The organism is Lichenibacterium dinghuense, assembly GCF_021730615.1.
GTDB classification, from domain to species: domain Bacteria; phylum Pseudomonadota; class Alphaproteobacteria; order Rhizobiales; family Beijerinckiaceae; genus Lichenihabitans; species Lichenihabitans dinghuensis.
On the sequence record NZ_JAJLMN010000001.1, the window covers coordinates 446,401 to 461,242 of the forward strand.

Sequence of the window (14,842 nt, forward strand, 5' to 3'; positions counted from 1 at the left end):
GATGCGGCCGCGTGTCCCCTCGCCCGTGCCTCCAAGGGTGTCGGCGGGCGGGAGCGCCGTGCATACGCGCCCCGCGCCGCCGTTGCAACCCGGCGCCCCTCACTCGGCCGGCAGGCGACCCTCCATGGGCATGTTCTGCGTGGCCTCGCCGCGCGGCTGGGCGATCATCATTGTGGCGCCGGCCGCGAGGAGCAGCAGCACGCCCGCGAAGGTCAGCGCCTTCGCGGGGTCGGCGCCGAGCAGGTGGTCGTAGACCGCGCCGAACGTCACGGTCTGGATCAGCATGGGGATCACGATCATCATGTTGATGATCCCCATGTAGACGCCGTAGCGCGAGCGCGGGATCACGGCGACCGCCATGATGTAGGGCACGCCCATCATGCTGGCCCAGGCGATGCCGAAGCCGATCATCGGCACGAAGAGCAGATACTTGTCGCCGATGTGCGGGAACACCAGCAGCGCGACCGCCGCCAGCACCAGCGCTGCGGCGTGGACGAGCCGCGCCGAATATCTCTTCGCCGCCCACATCAGGCCGAAGGCCGACAGAAAGGTCACCACGTTGTAGAAGCCGTTGACGAGGCCGGTCCAGGCGACGGCGTCGGAATAGGCCGGGTCGGCCGCCGTGGCGCCCCAAACGGATTTCGCGATCGACAGCGACACGTACTGCCAATAGCAGAACATCGCGTACCACTGGAACAGGTAGACGAGGGCGAGCTGCCAGAGCGTCAGCGGCATCTGGCGGATCGCGGTGCCGATCTCGCCGAGCGTCGCCGCGAAGCCCGCGCCGTGGGCCCGCATGGCGGCGAGTTCCTCGGCCGAGGGCGGGATCTCGGGCGTGGTCCGGACCGACAGGCCGACGCTGCCGATGGAACACACGGCGCCGAGGAAGAAGGAGCCGAACACCCAGTAGGGGATGCCCGAGGCCGTCGCCCCGCCGATGCTCTTCTGGAAGACGAAGAGCGACACGTTGGCCAGCGTGATGCCGAAGCCGGTGAAGAAGCTCTGGGTGAGGAAGCCGCGGGCGTGCTGGGCGGGCGGCAGCTTGTCGGCGATGAAGGCGCGGTAGGGCTCCATGGCGGTGTTGTTGGAGGCGTCGAGCAGCCACAGGAGCAGCACCGCCATCCACAGCGCCATGCAGAAGGGATACAGGAACAGGCACAGGCTGCAGCCGAGCGCCCCGATGAGGAAGTAGGGCTTGCGCCGCCCCCAGCGCGGCGACCAGGTCCGGTCGCTCATGGCGCCGATGACGGGCTGGATGAGCAGTCCCGTGATCGGCCCCGCCATGTTGAGCAGCGGCAGGCTGCCGGCGTCGGCGTGCAGGAACGAGAAGATCGGGTTGATCGCCGTCTGCTGCATGCCGAAGCTGTATTGTATCCCGAAGAAGCCGAAGTTCATCAGGATGATCTGCTGCGGCGTCAGCGGGACGCGCTCCGCGACGGCCATGGTCCCCTCCCCCCTCTATAGTGTTCAGGGCGGGAGTAGGACACGCATCAGTAGCATCGTCAACCGCATTCGGGCGGGCGAGTTCTGCATCGCCGCGGCACGTCGACGTCCGTTATTGTCGGACCAGAGGTCGGGGCCGCTCGACGGGTTCAACGCGCCGCGGCGGCGCGCGGGAAGGTCGAGCCCGCCAGCGCCCGGTAGCGCCAGCCCTGGAGCAGGCCCCGCGCCAGCAGGAACCCGAGGAGCGCGGTCCACAGGCCGGCGTTGCCGAGCGGCCGCAGCGCGGCGAAGAGCGCGAGGTAGAGGCCGAGGGACAGGAGCATCAGGTTGCGCATGTCGCGCGTCCAGGTCGCGCCGACGAAGACGCCGTCGAACTCGAACGCCATGGCGCCGCAGAGCGGAGTGAGGGCCGCGAAGGGCAGGAACAGGCGCGCCGCCTCGCGCACGGCGGGGCTCGTCGTGACGACGTCGATGAAGAGGCCGCCGCCCGCGAAGGCGATGAGCGTCACGGCGCCCGAGAAGGCCGCGCACCACAGGGCCGTGATGCCCACGGCGCGGCGGAAGCCCGCCCCATCGCCCGCGCCGACCGACTGGCCGCACATCTGCTCGGCCGCGGTGGCGAAGCCGTCGAGGAAGTAGGCCGATATCAGGAAGAGGTTCATCAGCACGGCGTTGGCGGCCAGCACGACGTCGCCGCCCCGCGCGCCCTGCGCCGTGAAGAACGCGAAGGCGAAGATCAGCGCGGCCGAGCGGATCATGATGTCGCGGTTCACGCCGAGCATGCGCGACAGGGCCGCGCGGTCGCGCAGCGCCGCCCAGTCGACCGCGAAGCGCCCGTGCAGCCGGGCCAGCACGGCGAGGCCGACCGCGGCGCCGACGCCCTCGGCCAGGAGCGTGCCGACCGCCGAGCCGCGCACGCCGAGCCCGGCACCGGCCACGAGGGCGACGTTCAGCGCGATGTTGGACAGGTTGATGAGCACCTGCAGCACGAGGCCGAGGTCGGTGCGGCCGCGCCCGATCACGGCGCCGAGCACGACGTAGTTCGTGAGCGCGAAGGGCGCCGACCAGATGCGGATGTCGTAGTAGCTCCGCGCCGCCGCGGTGACGGCCGGCGTGGCGCCGAGCGCCGCGAAGGCGACGGAAGCGATCGGCCTCTGCAGCGCGATCAGCAGGGTGCCGAGCCCGAGCGCCAGAAGGAGCGCGCGCAGCAGCGTGGCGCGCTCGGCCGCGAGGTCGCCCGCGCCGACCGCCTGGGCGGTCAGGCCGGCGGTGCCCATGCGCAGGAAGCCGAGGCCCCAGAAGACGAAATCGAAGATCACGGCCGCGGCCGCGATGGCGCCGAGCAGCGCGGGCTCGCCGAGCCGCCCGATGACGGCCGCGTCGGCGAAGCCGAGCAGCGGCGTCGACATGTGGGCCAGGGTCATCGGCAGCGCGAGGCGGATCACCGCGGCGTGGGTGACGGCGACGCGGTTCGGGCTGGTCATCGGCGGATCCGTCCGGGGGATGCCGTGTTTCTGCGCCATGGCACGCCGGTTGCCTACGCCTTTCGCCGCGAGGCCCGGCCGGGCCGGGTGCGGAGCGAGGCAGCAGCATGACCCAGAGCAAGGGCGACCCCGTGGTGACGAAGCGATTCGTCCATCCCAACGGGAGCGTGTCGCATTTCCACGTCCGGGACGGCCGCGTGCTGCTGACGAGCGTGCATCCCGAGCACTCCGGCAACCCGGCCGAGATGGAACGGGCCGAACTGCTGCGCGCCTGGGACAAGGTGACCGAGGACGCCGAGGCCGAGGGGCTGCTCGGCTGAGCGGGCGGAGCCGCGGCGGCGCGTCGCCGGAAGCTGCGGCGTCGTCCCGGGCGGAGCGCCGGAGGCGCGGTCGACCCGGGACGACGGGTGGCGAAGGCCGAGGCGGACCCGCGAGGAAGGCCGCGCGGGCCCCTCCCGTCAGCTCGGGTATTCGGTGCCCTTGAAGCTGTCGAGCGCCGTCACGGCACCCCACCAGTCGGCCACGCCGGGCAGGGCCAGGAACTCCTGCTTGTGCGGCGTGAGCACCACGTAGGCGAAGATCGGCGCGAGGTAGAGGTCGGCGAGGCTCTGCTCGGCGCCGGCGATGAAGCGGTCTCCCCCGCGGAGCTTCATGATCTCGCCCAGCACCGTCTTGCCCTCGGCGATGCCCTCGTGGTGCATCGCCTCGTTCTTGCCGCCGACGAAGTCGGGGAACAGGTGGTAGGCCACCACGCCGCCGATCAGCGCCTTGTAGCCGTAGCTATCGAGGATGCTCACCGTCATGGCCGAGCGCGCCAGGGACTTGAGGTCGGTCGGAATCAGCCTTTTCCCCGGCAGCAGCGCGTCGAGGTAGGCCGCGATGGCGGGCGTCTCGATGATGCGGAATCCGTCGACGTCCACCACCGGCACCTTGCCGAACGGGTGGCGCGCCAGGTGCTCGGGCTGCCTGGGCTCGCCCTTCAGAACGTTCACGGGCACCTGCTCGAAGTCCGTCACGCCCTTCTCGGCGAGCAGCATCTTCACGGTCCGCACGTAGGTGGAGTTGTCGAAGCCCCAGAGCTTGATGGCCGGCATGGTGTCTGTCCCCCCTCGGTTCGCGGTCGGGAGGATGGGACGACGCGCCCAGGGGTCAAGGCCGGGGCGCGGTCGCGCGCCCCATCGGCCTCGCTCGCCGCTCTGCGGCGGTCCGTCGCAAGCCCGGACCCGCCGCCGGTCCGCGCCGTTGTGGCGGGACCCCGCACCCCGGAGCCTTTCCATGACCGACGCCGCCGCCGACCGCCTGCGCATGCAGGACCCCCGCAAGCAGTACCCGCAGCCGCCCTTCCCCCGCCAGCCGCAGAGCGCGCCGGGCCTCGCGAAGGCGATGGACCCGAAGCCCGACCACGGCGAGACGAGCTACAAGGGCTACGGCCGCCTCGTGGGCCGCAAGGCGCTGGTGACGGGCGCGGATTCCGGCATCGGCCGGGCGGCCGCCATCGCCTTCGCGCGCGAGGGCGCCGACGTGGCGCTCAGCTATCTCGCCGACGAGCAGGCCGACGCCGAGGAGGTGAAGACGGTGGTCGAGGCCGAGGGGCGCACCTGCCTGCTGCTGCCCGGCGACATCACGAGCGAGGACTTCTGCCTGGAACTCGTCACCAAGGCGGCCTCGGGCCTCGGCGGCATCGACATCCTGGTCAACAACGCCGGCAAGCAGACGAACCAGGAGGACGTCGACGACATCACCTCCGAGCAGTTCGACCGGACGATGAAGACCAACCTTTACGCCATGTTCTGGATCACCAAGGCGGCGCTGAAGCACATGCCGGCCGGCGCGGCGATCATCAACACGGCCTCGGTGCAGGGCTTCAGCCCCTCGGCCGGCCTCGTCGACTACGCCACCACCAAGGCCGGCATCATCGCCTTCTCGCAGGCGCTGGCGAAGCAGCAGATCGAGCACGGGATCCGCGTCAACGTCGTGGCGCCGGGCCCGTTCTGGACCGCCCTGCAGCCCTCCGGCGGCCAGCCGCAGGAGAAGGTGCAGAAGTTCGGCGCCGAGGTGCCGCTCGGCCGGCCCGGCCAGCCCGTGGAATGCGCGCCCATCTACGTGTTCCTGGCCTCGCAGGAGGCCAGCTACGTGACGGGCGAGGTCTACGCCGCGACGGGTGGCAAGGGGACCTGAGGCTCAGCCGGCGGCCCGGCATTCGCCGAACCCGCACTGCATCAGCACGGCGGCGAGGTTGACCGCCGCCAGCGCCGCGACGAGGAGGCTCGCGAGCCCGGCGAGCCTCCCGGTCATCCCCGGCCCGTCCGGCTCGCGCGCGGGCGAGCCGAACAGCGCGAGCCGCCCCGCGAAGCCGGCGATGAGCGCCACCGCGACCACCACGGCCCACACGGGCATGTGCAGGCCCAGCACGGCGCTGCCCACGTAGCCGTGGCCGGGCCGGGGCACGATGTCGAGCAGCACCTGTCGGACCGACACGACGAGCAGGAACACGGCCGAGGCGAGGCCGACGCCCGCGGCGCGGGCCGACGCGCCGGCGCCGGGACCGGCGCGGAAATGCATCGCCAGCCCGAAGCAGGCGCCGAACATGCCGACGCGCTCCAGCAGGCAGAGCGGACAGGGCGCCTCCCCGAATCCGAACTGCATCACCAGCGCGGCGGCGAGCACGGCCAGGAGGCCGAGCAGCATGGCGAGGGCCGCGAGGTCGTCGAGGCGGGCGCGGGTCACGCGCCGCGCTCCGGCGCGTCGGCCGCCACCTGCAGCCAGGGCATGGCGAAGCCGTCCCGCGCGTCGTGGATCTCGAACAGGAACAGGGCCGCCGACAGGGCCAGGCCGGCGAGGAGCAGGGCCGCGGCGAGCCGGCGCGGGCCGAACAGCAGGGTCAGCAGCGCCGCGGTCAGCGCCGCGAAGATCAGGGCCATCACGGCGCACACCTCCAGGATCGGGCCTCCACCGGAGGCTTGTAGCAGACGGGCGGCGACCCCGGTCGTCGAGGATCGACGGGCGGGGCGCCTCAGCCCTGGGCCTTGCCGACGTGGTCCGCCATCATGGCGCCCCTGGTTCCGAGCGGCCTGCGGCCCGGTTCCGTCGTGTCGCGGGCGGTCTGGTGCTCCACCTCGGCGTTGAGCTCCCCGCCCAGCAGCACGATGACGGCCGAGATCCACAGCCAGACCATGAAGCCCACGGCCGCGCCGAGGGAGCCGTAGACGCGGTTGTAGCTGTCGAAGGTGGCGACGTACCACGAGAACAGCATCGAGGCCGCGATCCAGAGGAGGGCCGCGATCGCGCTGCCCCAGGTCACCCAGCGCCAGCGGGCCTCGTTGCGGGACGGGCCGTAGCGGTAGATCACGGCGAGGCTCACCACGATGGTGAGGAGCAGGATCGGCCAGCGGGCCACCGCGAGCAGCCATTCCGTCAGCGACGGCAGGCCGAAGAACTTGGACACCACCGGCAGGACGACCACGCCCGCCAGGGCCACCACCGTGAAGGCCACGCCGGCGAGCGTGAAGGCGAAGGTCGTCGCGTAGAGCCGGAGCGCGCTCCGCTCCTCCTTCTCGTTGTAGACGACGTTCAGCGCGTCGAACAGCGCGACCGCGCCCGAGTTGGCGCTGTAGAGCGCGACGGCGAGCGAGATCGCGAAGGCGCTGCCGAGCGTGTTGTTGTCCTGCTGCGCGACGAGCCTGACCTGATCGTCGACGAGGCCGAGCACGCCGGCCGGGAGGATGCCGGCCAGCAGCACGAGGTGGCCGCAGATCGTGCTCGCGTCCGCGAAGAGGCCGTAGAGCGACACGATGGCGGCGATGCCCGGAAACACCGCGAGCAGGGCGAAGAAGGCCACGCTGCCGGCCGTCGACAGGACCCGGTTGGCCGACGTGGCCCAGAACACCCGGACCAGGATGTCCTTCCAGCCGCGGGCCGGGATGTCCTTCGGGGAGTCGGCCTCGCGGCCCCGCCCCGGCTCCCGCGCGCGGGCGAGGTCCGTCGACGATCCCGGCGCCCCGGGCTCCTCGCCGACCTGGGCACGCCAGTCCTCTGCCTGCTCTTCGGGTGTCACGGACGGGCGCTCGCGTGGGGGATTCGCATGGGGCGGAGTTAAGCAGGCGACGCGCGAGCCGGGCAACCCGGGCCCGCGCGCCGGGGCGGGGCGACGCGCCGGGCGGGTCGGGCGCGTGCCGGCGGGGCCTCTAGGGGTCGGACCCTTCGCCGCGCCGGCGGCCGGCGATCGAGCCCGCGCGTTGCAGGAGGAACCCACCCCGGAGCCCGCATGCCCCGTCCCCGCCTCGCCGTCCCGCTCGCCGCCCTGCTCCTGGCCGGGCCCGCCTCCGCGCGGGCCGCGGACGCCCCGGTCACGGCGGAGGTCTGGGGCCGCTCCACCATCCCGCTCGGCGACCCGGCCTTCACGGCCGACGGCCGGCTCGTCACGAGCCACCACCCGGCCTTCGCCACGGCCGAGCGCGTCAGCGTCTTCGCGGCCCCCGACCGGCTGGAGCCCTACCCGAATGCCGTCTGGAACGCCGGCCCGTCCGGCCCCGACCATTTCGACAGCGTGCAAGGGATGTGCACCGACTCCAAGGGCGTGATGTGGATGGGCGACATGGGCGAGCGCGAGAAGGCGGTGCCCAAGATCGTCGGCTGGGACACGAAGGCGGACCGGCTCGCGAGGACGATCATGCTGCCCCCGCCCGCCACGGTCCCGGCGTCCGAGCCGCAGGACCTGGTCGTCGACGAGACGCGCGGGCTGATCGTGCTGGCCGACGAGGCGACGGGCCAGGGCGGCGACGGCTCGCAGGGCGCGCTGATCGTGGTCGACGTCGCGAGCGGGCAGGCGCGGCGCGTGCTGCAGGGATCGAAGGGCACCACGCCCGAGGACCGCGACATCGTGGTCGACGGCCGTCCCCTCCAGCGGCTCGAAGCCAAGACGGGCAAGCGCGCGCCCATGCGGGTCGGCGCCGACGGCATCGCGCTCGACGCCCGGTCCGAGTGGCTCTACTTCGGCCCGCTGAACGGCTCTGCCGTGTACCGCGTCCGCATGGCCGACCTCGCCGACGCGGCGCTGAAGCCGGACGCGCTGGAGAAGCGCGTCGAGCGCTACGCGGCGCGGCCCAACGCCGGCGGCATGCTCATGGACGCCGACGACAACCTGTACCTGACCGAGATCGAGCACCGCGCGGTCGGCGTGATCCCGCCCGGGGACCGCTGCTACCGGCAGGTCGCCACCAGCCCCGACATGCTGTGGCCCGACGGGCTGGCGACGGGTCCGGACGGGATGATCTACGTCACCGTCACGCAGCTGCCGCTCGCGGCGCCATTCGACGACGGCGACATGAAGGCCCGCGCGCCGTTCCTGGTCATGCGGTTCAGGCCGCAGCCGGTCGCGCCGCGGGCGAGGTGCGGCTGAGGCGCGCGCCTCACAGCCCCGCGGCGGCCCGCAGCGCGGCGTTCATGCGGTCCTGCCAGCCCGGGCCATCCGCCTGGAAATGCTCGAGCACGTCCTCGTCGATCCTGAGGGTCACGCTCTGCCGCGCGCCGGGGATGGCGGCGGGCTTGGGCGGCGGCGGGGCGGAGGGCTTGGCCGGCCCCTTGCTGAAGACGGCTTCGGCGTCGGCGAAGGGGTCGCGCGGCCTGCGTGTGCTCACCATGGCGGAGTCCTCGGTCTGTGGTCCCCTGTGTGGCGCCGCGGCCGGCCCGCCGCAAGGCCGGACATCGCGGCGCACCCCCGGCCCGGAACGGGCGCTCGCCGCCGATCATTCCCCCGCACCATCGGGGAAACCATCGTGAACGCACCGACATCCGTGGGGCAACCCCTCCGCCGCGTCGACGGCCGCGCCAAGGTGACCGGCGCGGCCCGCTACGCGTCCGACCTCCCGCTGCCGGGCCTCGCCCACGCCGCGCTGGCGACGAGCCGCGTCGCGAGGGGGCGCATCGTGTCGATCGATGCGCGCGAGGCCGAGGCCGTGCCGGGCGTGCTCGGGGTCTTCACGCACCGCGAGTTCGGCGGCGCCGTGCGGCCCGTCGGCTACGTCATGGGGGACGGCTACGTCAACTCGACCTTCCGCCCGCTTGACGGCCCGGAGATCCGCTACCACGGGCAGATCATCGGCCTCGCCGTCGCCGAGACGCAGGAGGCCGCCGAGGAAGCCGCGGCGCTGATCCGCTTCACGGTCGACGAGGCGCCGGCCGAGCCCCGGATGGACCTCGCGTCCGAAGCCCCGGAGCCGCTCGCGAAACTCTCGGCCAAGCACCACGACATCGCGCTCGGCGACGCCGACGCGGCGCTGGCGCGGTCCAACATCGGGGTCGACGGGCGCTATTCCACGCCGATCCAGCACCACAACCCGATCGAGCTCTTCTCGACCGCCTGCGCCTGGGACGGCGACAGGCTCACGGTCCACGAGGCCTCGAAATACATCGACGCCGTCCAGCACGGGCTCGCGGCGCAGCTCGGCCTCGACCCCGCGGACGTGCGCGTGGTGTGCCCCTTCATCGGCGGCCACTTCGGCTCGAAGTTCGGCCTGTCGCAGCACACGGCGATCGTGGCGCTGGCGGCGCGGCGCCTCGGCCGCCCGGTGTCGCTGGTGCCGTCGCGGCGCGACTGCTTCACCATCGCCAACCACCGGCCGGAGACGCGCCATCGCGTGGCGCTCGCGGCGGACGCCGACGGGCGGCTGCGCGGCCTGATCCACGAGGCCGCGATGGCGACCTCGCGCTTCGACGACTTCGCCATGGAGGGGACCGACGTGACGGCAGCGGTCTACGCCTGCCCGGCGATCCGCACGCGGGAGGAGGTGCTGCGCGTCGACCGCAACACGCCGGGCCCCATGCGGGCGCCGCCGGAGGTCCCCTACGTGTTCGCGCTCGAATCCGCGATGGACGAGCTCGCGACGAGGCTCGACCTCGACCCGATCGAGCTCCGCCGCCGCAACGAGACCCGGGTTCGGCCGGAGGACGGCAAACCCTTCTCGACGCACCCGCTGATGCGCTGCTTCGCGGTCGGCGCGGCGGCCTTCGGCTGGGACCGGCGGCGGCCCAGCCCCGGCTCGCTGCGCGACGGGGACTGGCTCGTCGGCCTCGGCTGCGCCAGCACGGTGCGGCCCGTGAAGACGGCGCCGGCCTGCGTCCGCGTGGCGGTCGAGGCCGACGGCTCGGCCGTGCTGGAGACGGCGCATCACGAGATCGGCCAGGGCCTCTACACGATCCTGACCCAGCTCGCCGCCGACGGCCTCGGCCTCGCGCCGGAGCGCGTGACGGTGCGGCTCGGCGACACGGACTTCCCGCCGGCGGCCGTGTCGGGCGGATCGTCGACGACGACGGGCCTCGCGCCCGCCGTGGAGGCCGCCTGCGACGCGATGCGCCTCGCCCTGGGCCGGCTCGCCGCGGCGGGAGCGGGCCCGCTCGCCGGCGCCGATCCGGCGACGCTGCGGCTCGGCGACGGTGCCCTGACGGCGCCCGACGGGCGCTCGGAGCCGCTCGCGGTCCTCGCGGCCGCGGCGCCGGGCGGGCGCGTCGCCGTGCTCCACGAGCACCTGCCCGAGGGCATGAAGCCCGCCATGATGGAGAACCTGAAGGCGGGCAAGACCGCGCTCGGCCAGCCGTCGGCGCTGGCCTGGGCCTTCGGGGCGCAGTTCGCCGAGGTGCGCGTCCACGCGGTGACGGGGGAGATCCGGGTCGCGAAGCTGCTCGGCGCCTTCGCGGGCGGGCGCATCCTCAACCCGCGGCTCGCCCGCGACCAGCTAATCGGCGGCATGGTGGGCGGCCTCGGCTCGGCGCTGCTGGAGGCAACGGTCGCGGACGCCCGCACGGGCGCCTACGTCAACCGCGACCTCGCCGAGTACCACGTCCCGGTGTCGGCCGACGTGGTCGAGGTCGAGGCGATCCTGGTCGAGGACGACGACCCCGCCGCCAACGAGGCCGGCGTGAAGGGCATCGGCGAGCTCGGCATCATCGGCGTCAACGCCGCGGTGGCCAACGCGGTGTTCAACGCCACCGGCGACCGCCACCGCGACCTGCCGATCCGCCTCGGCGACCGGCCGAGATGACCGGCTGCACCCGGTGAGCCGTGTCGTCCCGGGCGGAGCGCAGCGGAGACCCGGGATCACGGCATCGAGCGCACAGAACGAAAAAAGCCCCGGATCGCTCCGGGGCTTCCTGTGAGATGGCCGCTGTTCGGGATCAGTTGTTGCGGTTGCCGGTCAGCTGGATCAGCGCCGTGAAGATGTTGATGAAGTCGAGGTAGAGCATGAGGGCGCCGTTGACCGCCTTCTTGGTGGCGACCTCGTAGCCGTCGTTCTCCCAATACATCTCCTTGATGCGCTGGGTGTCCCAGGCGGTCAGGCCGGCGAAGATGCCGACGGCCAGGATGGAGATGCCGAACTGCAGCGCCGAGCTGTGGACGAAGATGTTGACCACGCTCACGATGATCAGGCCGAACAGGCCCATCACCAGGAACGAGCCGATCGCGGTCAGGTCCTTCTTCGTCGTGTAGCCGTAGAGGCTCAGCGCGCCGAAGGCGGCCGCGGTCTCGAAGAAGGCCAGCGCCACCGACTGCCCGGTGTAGACCAGCAGGATCGACGACAGCGACAGGCCCATCACCGCCGAGAAGGCGAGGAACATGTTGCGCGCCGAGGCGGCCGACATGCGGTCGATGCGGAACGAGAAGAAGAAGATGAAGGCCAGCGGCGCCAGCATCACGACGTAGCGCAGCGGGCTGCCGTAGATCGCCACGCCGAAGCTGGTCAGGTAGAAGCTGTGGAAGCGGGCGGCGGCCTCGGCCGGGTCGCGCGTCACGGCGAGCATGTTGGTGCCGAGCGCGACGAGGCCCGTGAGGGCCAGGCCCAGCACCATGTTATTGTAGACGCCGAGCATGTAGGAGCGCAGCCCCTGGTCGACGTCTGCGCCGGCCCGGGCCGCTGTGCCGCCCCAGCGGTACGACGGATTGCGGTAGTCGGACATTTGATCCTCTCTGGTGGCCGACGCTCCGGATGGGATACGGCGGTCGATGGGAGGAATATGGCTCCGCCGCGGCGGGCGGGAAAGTCCCGAACGGAGCGCAAAACGCGCTCCGGCCATTAAATCTCCGTAAGATGAACAGCCGGCGCGAGCCCGCCGAGACAGAGCCGAGACAGGATCGCCACGATCCCGTCGAGGGACGCGGCGTCGAGCTGGACGCCGAACGGGGGCCGCGCCCAGTAGTCGGCGTCTCGCAGGAAGGTCACGGCCTGCCCGACCATCCAGGCCACCGCGACGGCGACTTCGGCCTCCGCGAGGCCGGGACGCAGGCGGCGGACGATCGAGCCGGCCAGCAGGGCCGGCGGGAAGGGCTTCTCCGCGGCGAGGCTGGCGCCCACCGGCGTCGGCCGCAGTTGCTCCCAGGCGAAGACGCGCAGGTGGCGGCGGTCCTCGGGCCCCTCGGCCAGGGGCGCCAGCATCTGCCGGAAATACCGGCGCAGCAGTTCGGGCGGGGGGTGGTCGGCGACGCCGGCGGGGTCGAGCAGGGGCTGCGCCGACACCTTGTCGCGCACGGCTTCGAGCACGGCCCGGTACAGGCCCTCCTTGCCGCCGAAATGGTAGGTGATGGCGCCCTGGTTGACGGCGGCCTTGGCGGTGATGTCGCGCACCGAGGCGGCCTCGAAGCCGTGCTCGGCGAAGGCTTCGAGGCCGGCCGCCACGAGGGCGCCCCGCGTCGCCTCGGCCTGGCGGGACGGGGCGCGCGGCGGGGCGGCTTCCGCGACGTCGAGGCTCACGGCATCCGCGGCACGATGTGCGACACGAGGGCGTCGCCGGCCGAGGCCGTGGCGCTCCAGGCTTCGCGCGCCGTGGAGGCGATCGTGGGCACGACGGAGGGCAACGACGACGGGATCACCCGATGCAGGAACCCCTCCTCCGGCTCCGGGGCGGCGACGGGCGTCGCCGCCGTGACGATGGCGGCGGAGGGCGCCGGCTCGGCCCGCCTGGCCTCGGCGCGGGGGGCCGGGCGCGCGGCGTGGGCCGCGCGGCGCTCGGCCGCCGGCGCCGCCTCCCCCGCGGGGCGGCGCGGCGCGGCGTCGAACGCGGGCGGGGCCTCGAACGAGGCGGCGACGAAGCGCGCCGGGGCGGGGGCGACGCGGGGCAGCGGCATGGTGTCGAGCCCGTCATAGGCCACGGGCTGGATGGCGCGGGCCGCGAACTTGCCGCCGCTCGTCAGTTCGGGCTGAGCGGCCGGGGCCGCGCCGGGATGGGGCACCGCCGACCAGATCAGGGTGGCCGACAGCGTCGCGCCGAGCGACGCGGCCACCTGAGACACCCATTTCAGGACGGGCCGGGACAGGCCGGACGATCTGCGCAGCATTGTGACCGCTCCATCTTTCATACGATCGTATGAAGATCATACGGCCGTTTGAGGCGGTTCCGGGGCGCGCTACTTTCCGCACGGCCGCGGCTTCGCGGAATCTCCGGGACAGTTGCAGGACGGCCGCGCGTTCAGGCCGAGTCGGGCCGGCGCGACGGACGAACGAAGCGGGCAATGCGCTCGGCGAGGCGGCTCTCGTCGCTGCCGGCCAGTCTGCGGCGGCGCACCGCGTCGAGGTCGACCACCGCGGCCGCCGGCGGCAGGGCCGACATCCCCGCGCCCGCAGGAAGGAAGGTGACGCCGACGGCGGACTCGCCTCGCCACACGATCCGCGCCGGGCGCACGCCCTCGCGCGTGGCGAGCTCCATCCGGACGGGTGCCCGCTCCGGCTCGTCGAGCAGCAGCAGCGCGCCACCCTCGGAGGCGTTCCGCACGACGCAGTCCATCGTCGCGGGGCCGCGGCCGTAGGCGATGGTGCCGGCCGCGAAGTCCCGCGTCCTGCCATGTTTGCGACGTTCCAGCATGGTCGGCCCCCGATCGGCGCTTCTGTGGTGAACAGACCGTTAGCAAGCGGCGGGCCGGGGCCGGGCGTGCCGGAATGGGGCGCTCGTGTGGCCAGCTCAGCCTTTGCGTCCGGGGTTCCGCGCCGATACAAGGCGGCACGAACGCCCGCGGACACCCGACCCGATGACCGTCACCCCGCTGTCCGCCGAGCCTCCCGACCAGCACGAGACGCTGGCGGACCTCCGGGTCGAGATCGACCGCATCGACGCCGCCATGCACGCGAGCCTGATCGAGCGGGGCGAGATCATCGACCGGCTGATCGCCGTCAAGGCGCGGGCCGGCGGCGGCTCCGCCTTCCGGCCGGACCGCGAGGCGTCGATGATGCGCCACATCGCCGAGCGCCACCGCGGCCGCCTGCCGCTCGACACGGTCGAGGGCATCTGGCGCATCATCATCTCCACCTTCACCCACGTGCAGGCGGAATATGCCGTGCACGCCGACGGCTCCGCCGGCGACGCCGCGATGCGCGACTCGGCGCGCTTCCACTTCGGCTTCACCGTGCCGCTTCGCGCCCACCCCGGCCCCGCGGCCGTGATCGCTGCCGTGCGGGCGGCCGGCACGGACCTCGGCCTCGTGCGGCTGCACGGCGGCATCGCGGCGGGCTCCTGGTGGCGCGGCCTCGCCGGGCCGGACGCGCCCAAGATCATCGCCCGCCTGCCCTTCGTGGAGCGGCCCGACCACCCCGCCGGCATGCCGGTCTTCGTGATCGCCATGCCGTCCGCCGCCACGCCCGCCACCGAGGTGCTGGTGCACAGCGCCTGGATCGACCGTTGGCGCGACGGCGTGCCGGCCGCGGTCGCGTCGCTCGGCGGCGAGGTGCTGGAGCAGGCCGCCGCGGCGGACGGCCTGGCGCTGCTCGTCGCCCTGCCGGGCGACGCGGACGGCGGCGACGCGGAGCGCTCGGCCCGGCGCCTGCGCGACGCGCTGGCCGCCACCGCGGCCGACGCGCGCGTGGCCCCCGTGGGCAGCCACGCCAGCCGCTACGACTTCACCCCCGCCGTCCCGACCTGACACAGCCCGCCCGAGA

Annotated in this window: 16 protein-coding genes; 5 read left to right on the forward strand and 11 right to left on the reverse strand. The window is 73.1% G+C overall.

Annotated features, from left to right (window positions below):
• Positions 1-99 precede the first annotated feature (99 nt).
• Complete coding sequence (locus L7N97_RS02090) at positions 100-1,443, reverse strand: MFS transporter (RefSeq protein WP_237476725.1); 1,344 nt, start codon at positions 1,441-1,443, stop codon at positions 100-102.
• A 149-nt stretch (positions 1,444-1,592) separates the two neighbouring features.
• Positions 1,593-2,927, reverse strand: a complete 1,335-nt coding sequence (locus L7N97_RS02095; RefSeq protein WP_237476726.1) for an MATE family efflux transporter — start codon at positions 2,925-2,927, stop codon at positions 1,593-1,595.
• Positions 2,928-3,034: 107 nt separating this feature from the next.
• Between L7N97_RS02095 and L7N97_RS02100 the strand changes: the two genes are divergently transcribed.
• Complete coding sequence (locus L7N97_RS02100; protein ID WP_237476727.1) at positions 3,035-3,247, forward strand: hypothetical protein; 213 nt, start codon at positions 3,035-3,037, stop codon at positions 3,245-3,247.
• A gap of 138 nt (positions 3,248-3,385) precedes the next feature.
• Here the strand turns inward: L7N97_RS02100 and L7N97_RS02105 are convergent, their stop codons facing one another.
• Positions 3,386-4,021, reverse strand: coding sequence for a glutathione S-transferase family protein (locus L7N97_RS02105; protein ID WP_237476728.1), 636 nt, complete (start codon positions 4,019-4,021; stop codon positions 3,386-3,388).
• Positions 4,022-4,202: 181 nt separating this feature from the next.
• Between L7N97_RS02105 and L7N97_RS02110 the strand changes: the two genes are divergently transcribed.
• Positions 4,203-5,105: an SDR family oxidoreductase gene (locus tag L7N97_RS02110; RefSeq protein ID WP_237476729.1), complete on the forward strand. Its 903-nt coding sequence runs from the start codon at positions 4,203-4,205 to the stop codon at positions 5,103-5,105.
• A gap of 3 nt (positions 5,106-5,108) precedes the next feature.
• Here the strand turns inward: L7N97_RS02110 and L7N97_RS02115 are convergent, their stop codons facing one another.
• From L7N97_RS02115 to L7N97_RS02125, 3 genes are all read right to left on the reverse strand, one after another.
• Positions 5,109-5,654 carry a disulfide bond formation protein B gene (locus L7N97_RS02115; protein ID WP_237476730.1) on the reverse strand — a complete coding sequence of 182 codons (546 nt, stop codon included), beginning with the start codon at positions 5,652-5,654 and terminating at the stop codon, positions 5,109-5,111.
• A complete protein-coding gene (locus L7N97_RS02120) occupies positions 5,651-5,851 on the reverse strand; it encodes a DUF5993 family protein (protein WP_237476731.1) in 201 nt (66 codons plus the stop codon). The genes L7N97_RS02115 and L7N97_RS02120 overlap by 4 nt, the downstream gene beginning before the upstream one ends.
• An 89-nt stretch (positions 5,852-5,940) precedes the next feature.
• Positions 5,941-6,981, reverse strand: a complete 1,041-nt coding sequence (locus L7N97_RS02125; protein ID WP_237476732.1) for a YihY/virulence factor BrkB family protein — start codon at positions 6,979-6,981, stop codon at positions 5,941-5,943.
• A 210-nt stretch (positions 6,982-7,191) separates the two neighbouring features.
• On the opposite strand from L7N97_RS02125, the gene L7N97_RS02130 reads away from it, so the two are divergent.
• On the forward strand, positions 7,192-8,325 hold the full coding sequence (locus tag L7N97_RS02130; RefSeq protein ID WP_237476733.1) for a major royal jelly family protein: 1,134 nt from the start codon (positions 7,192-7,194) through the stop codon (positions 8,323-8,325).
• A gap of 10 nt (positions 8,326-8,335) precedes the next feature.
• Here the strand turns inward: L7N97_RS02130 and L7N97_RS02135 are convergent, their stop codons facing one another.
• Complete coding sequence (locus L7N97_RS02135) at positions 8,336-8,566, reverse strand: BrnA antitoxin family protein (RefSeq protein WP_237476734.1); 231 nt, start codon at positions 8,564-8,566, stop codon at positions 8,336-8,338.
• Between the two features lie 135 nt (positions 8,567-8,701).
• Between L7N97_RS02135 and L7N97_RS02140 the strand changes: the two genes are divergently transcribed.
• Positions 8,702-10,963, forward strand: a complete 2,262-nt coding sequence (locus L7N97_RS02140) for a xanthine dehydrogenase family protein molybdopterin-binding subunit (protein ID WP_237476735.1) — start codon at positions 8,702-8,704, stop codon at positions 10,961-10,963.
• Positions 10,964-11,096: 133 nt separating this feature from the next.
• On the opposite strand, the gene L7N97_RS02145 is transcribed toward L7N97_RS02140, so the two are convergent.
• The 4 genes from L7N97_RS02145 to L7N97_RS02160 form a co-directional block, all read right to left on the reverse strand.
• Complete coding sequence (locus L7N97_RS02145) at positions 11,097-11,876, reverse strand: Bax inhibitor-1/YccA family protein (protein WP_237476736.1); 780 nt, start codon at positions 11,874-11,876, stop codon at positions 11,097-11,099.
• A 116-nt stretch (positions 11,877-11,992) separates the two neighbouring features.
• Positions 11,993-12,667: a TetR/AcrR family transcriptional regulator gene (locus L7N97_RS02150; RefSeq protein ID WP_237476737.1), complete on the reverse strand. Its 675-nt coding sequence runs from the start codon at positions 12,665-12,667 to the stop codon at positions 11,993-11,995.
• Positions 12,664-13,251 carry a hypothetical protein gene (locus tag L7N97_RS02155; protein ID WP_237476738.1) on the reverse strand — a complete coding sequence of 196 codons (588 nt, stop codon included), beginning with the start codon at positions 13,249-13,251 and terminating at the stop codon, positions 12,664-12,666. Before L7N97_RS02155 ends, L7N97_RS02150 begins: the two co-directional genes overlap by 4 nt.
• Before the next feature lie 131 nt (positions 13,252-13,382).
• The gene (locus tag L7N97_RS02160) at positions 13,383-13,775 is read right to left on the reverse strand and encodes a PilZ domain-containing protein (RefSeq protein ID WP_237476739.1); all 393 of its coding nucleotides are present in this window, start codon (positions 13,773-13,775) and stop codon (positions 13,383-13,385) included.
• Between the two features lie 163 nt (positions 13,776-13,938).
• On the opposite strand from L7N97_RS02160, the gene L7N97_RS02165 reads away from it, so the two are divergent.
• Positions 13,939-14,826 carry a chorismate mutase gene (locus L7N97_RS02165; RefSeq protein WP_237476740.1) on the forward strand — a complete coding sequence of 296 codons (888 nt, stop codon included), beginning with the start codon at positions 13,939-13,941 and terminating at the stop codon, positions 14,824-14,826.
• Positions 14,827-14,842: the final 16 nt, after the last annotated feature.

What these genes read in the sequence shown, in the direction of transcription:
- L7N97_RS02110 (WP_237476729.1), top strand. Translation starts at nt 4,203, where the DNA reads ATGACCGACGCCGCCGCCGACCGCCTGCGCATGCAGGACCCCCGCAAG.
- L7N97_RS02155 (WP_237476738.1), bottom strand. Translation starts at nt 13,251, where the DNA reads ATGCTGCGCAGATCGTCCGGCCTGTCCCGGCCCGTCCTGAAATGGGTG.
- L7N97_RS02100 (WP_237476727.1), top strand. Translation starts at nt 3,035, where the DNA reads ATGACCCAGAGCAAGGGCGACCCCGTGGTGACGAAGCGATTCGTCCAT.
- L7N97_RS02105 (WP_237476728.1), bottom strand. Translation starts at nt 4,021, where the DNA reads ATGCCGGCCATCAAGCTCTGGGGCTTCGACAACTCCACCTACGTGCGG.
- L7N97_RS02165 (WP_237476740.1), top strand. Translation starts at nt 13,939, where the DNA reads ATGACCGTCACCCCGCTGTCCGCCGAGCCTCCCGACCAGCACGAGACG.
- L7N97_RS02135 (WP_237476734.1), bottom strand. Translation starts at nt 8,566, where the DNA reads ATGGTGAGCACACGCAGGCCGCGCGACCCCTTCGCCGACGCCGAAGCC.
- L7N97_RS02130 (WP_237476733.1), top strand. Translation starts at nt 7,192, where the DNA reads ATGCCCCGTCCCCGCCTCGCCGTCCCGCTCGCCGCCCTGCTCCTGGCC.
- L7N97_RS02160 (WP_237476739.1), bottom strand. Translation starts at nt 13,775, where the DNA reads ATGCTGGAACGTCGCAAACATGGCAGGACGCGGGACTTCGCGGCCGGC.
- L7N97_RS02095 (WP_237476726.1), bottom strand. Translation starts at nt 2,927, where the DNA reads ATGACCAGCCCGAACCGCGTCGCCGTCACCCACGCCGCGGTGATCCGC.
- L7N97_RS02090 (WP_237476725.1), bottom strand. Translation starts at nt 1,443, where the DNA reads ATGGCCGTCGCGGAGCGCGTCCCGCTGACGCCGCAGCAGATCATCCTG.
- L7N97_RS02145 (WP_237476736.1), bottom strand. Translation starts at nt 11,876, where the DNA reads ATGTCCGACTACCGCAATCCGTCGTACCGCTGGGGCGGCACAGCGGCC.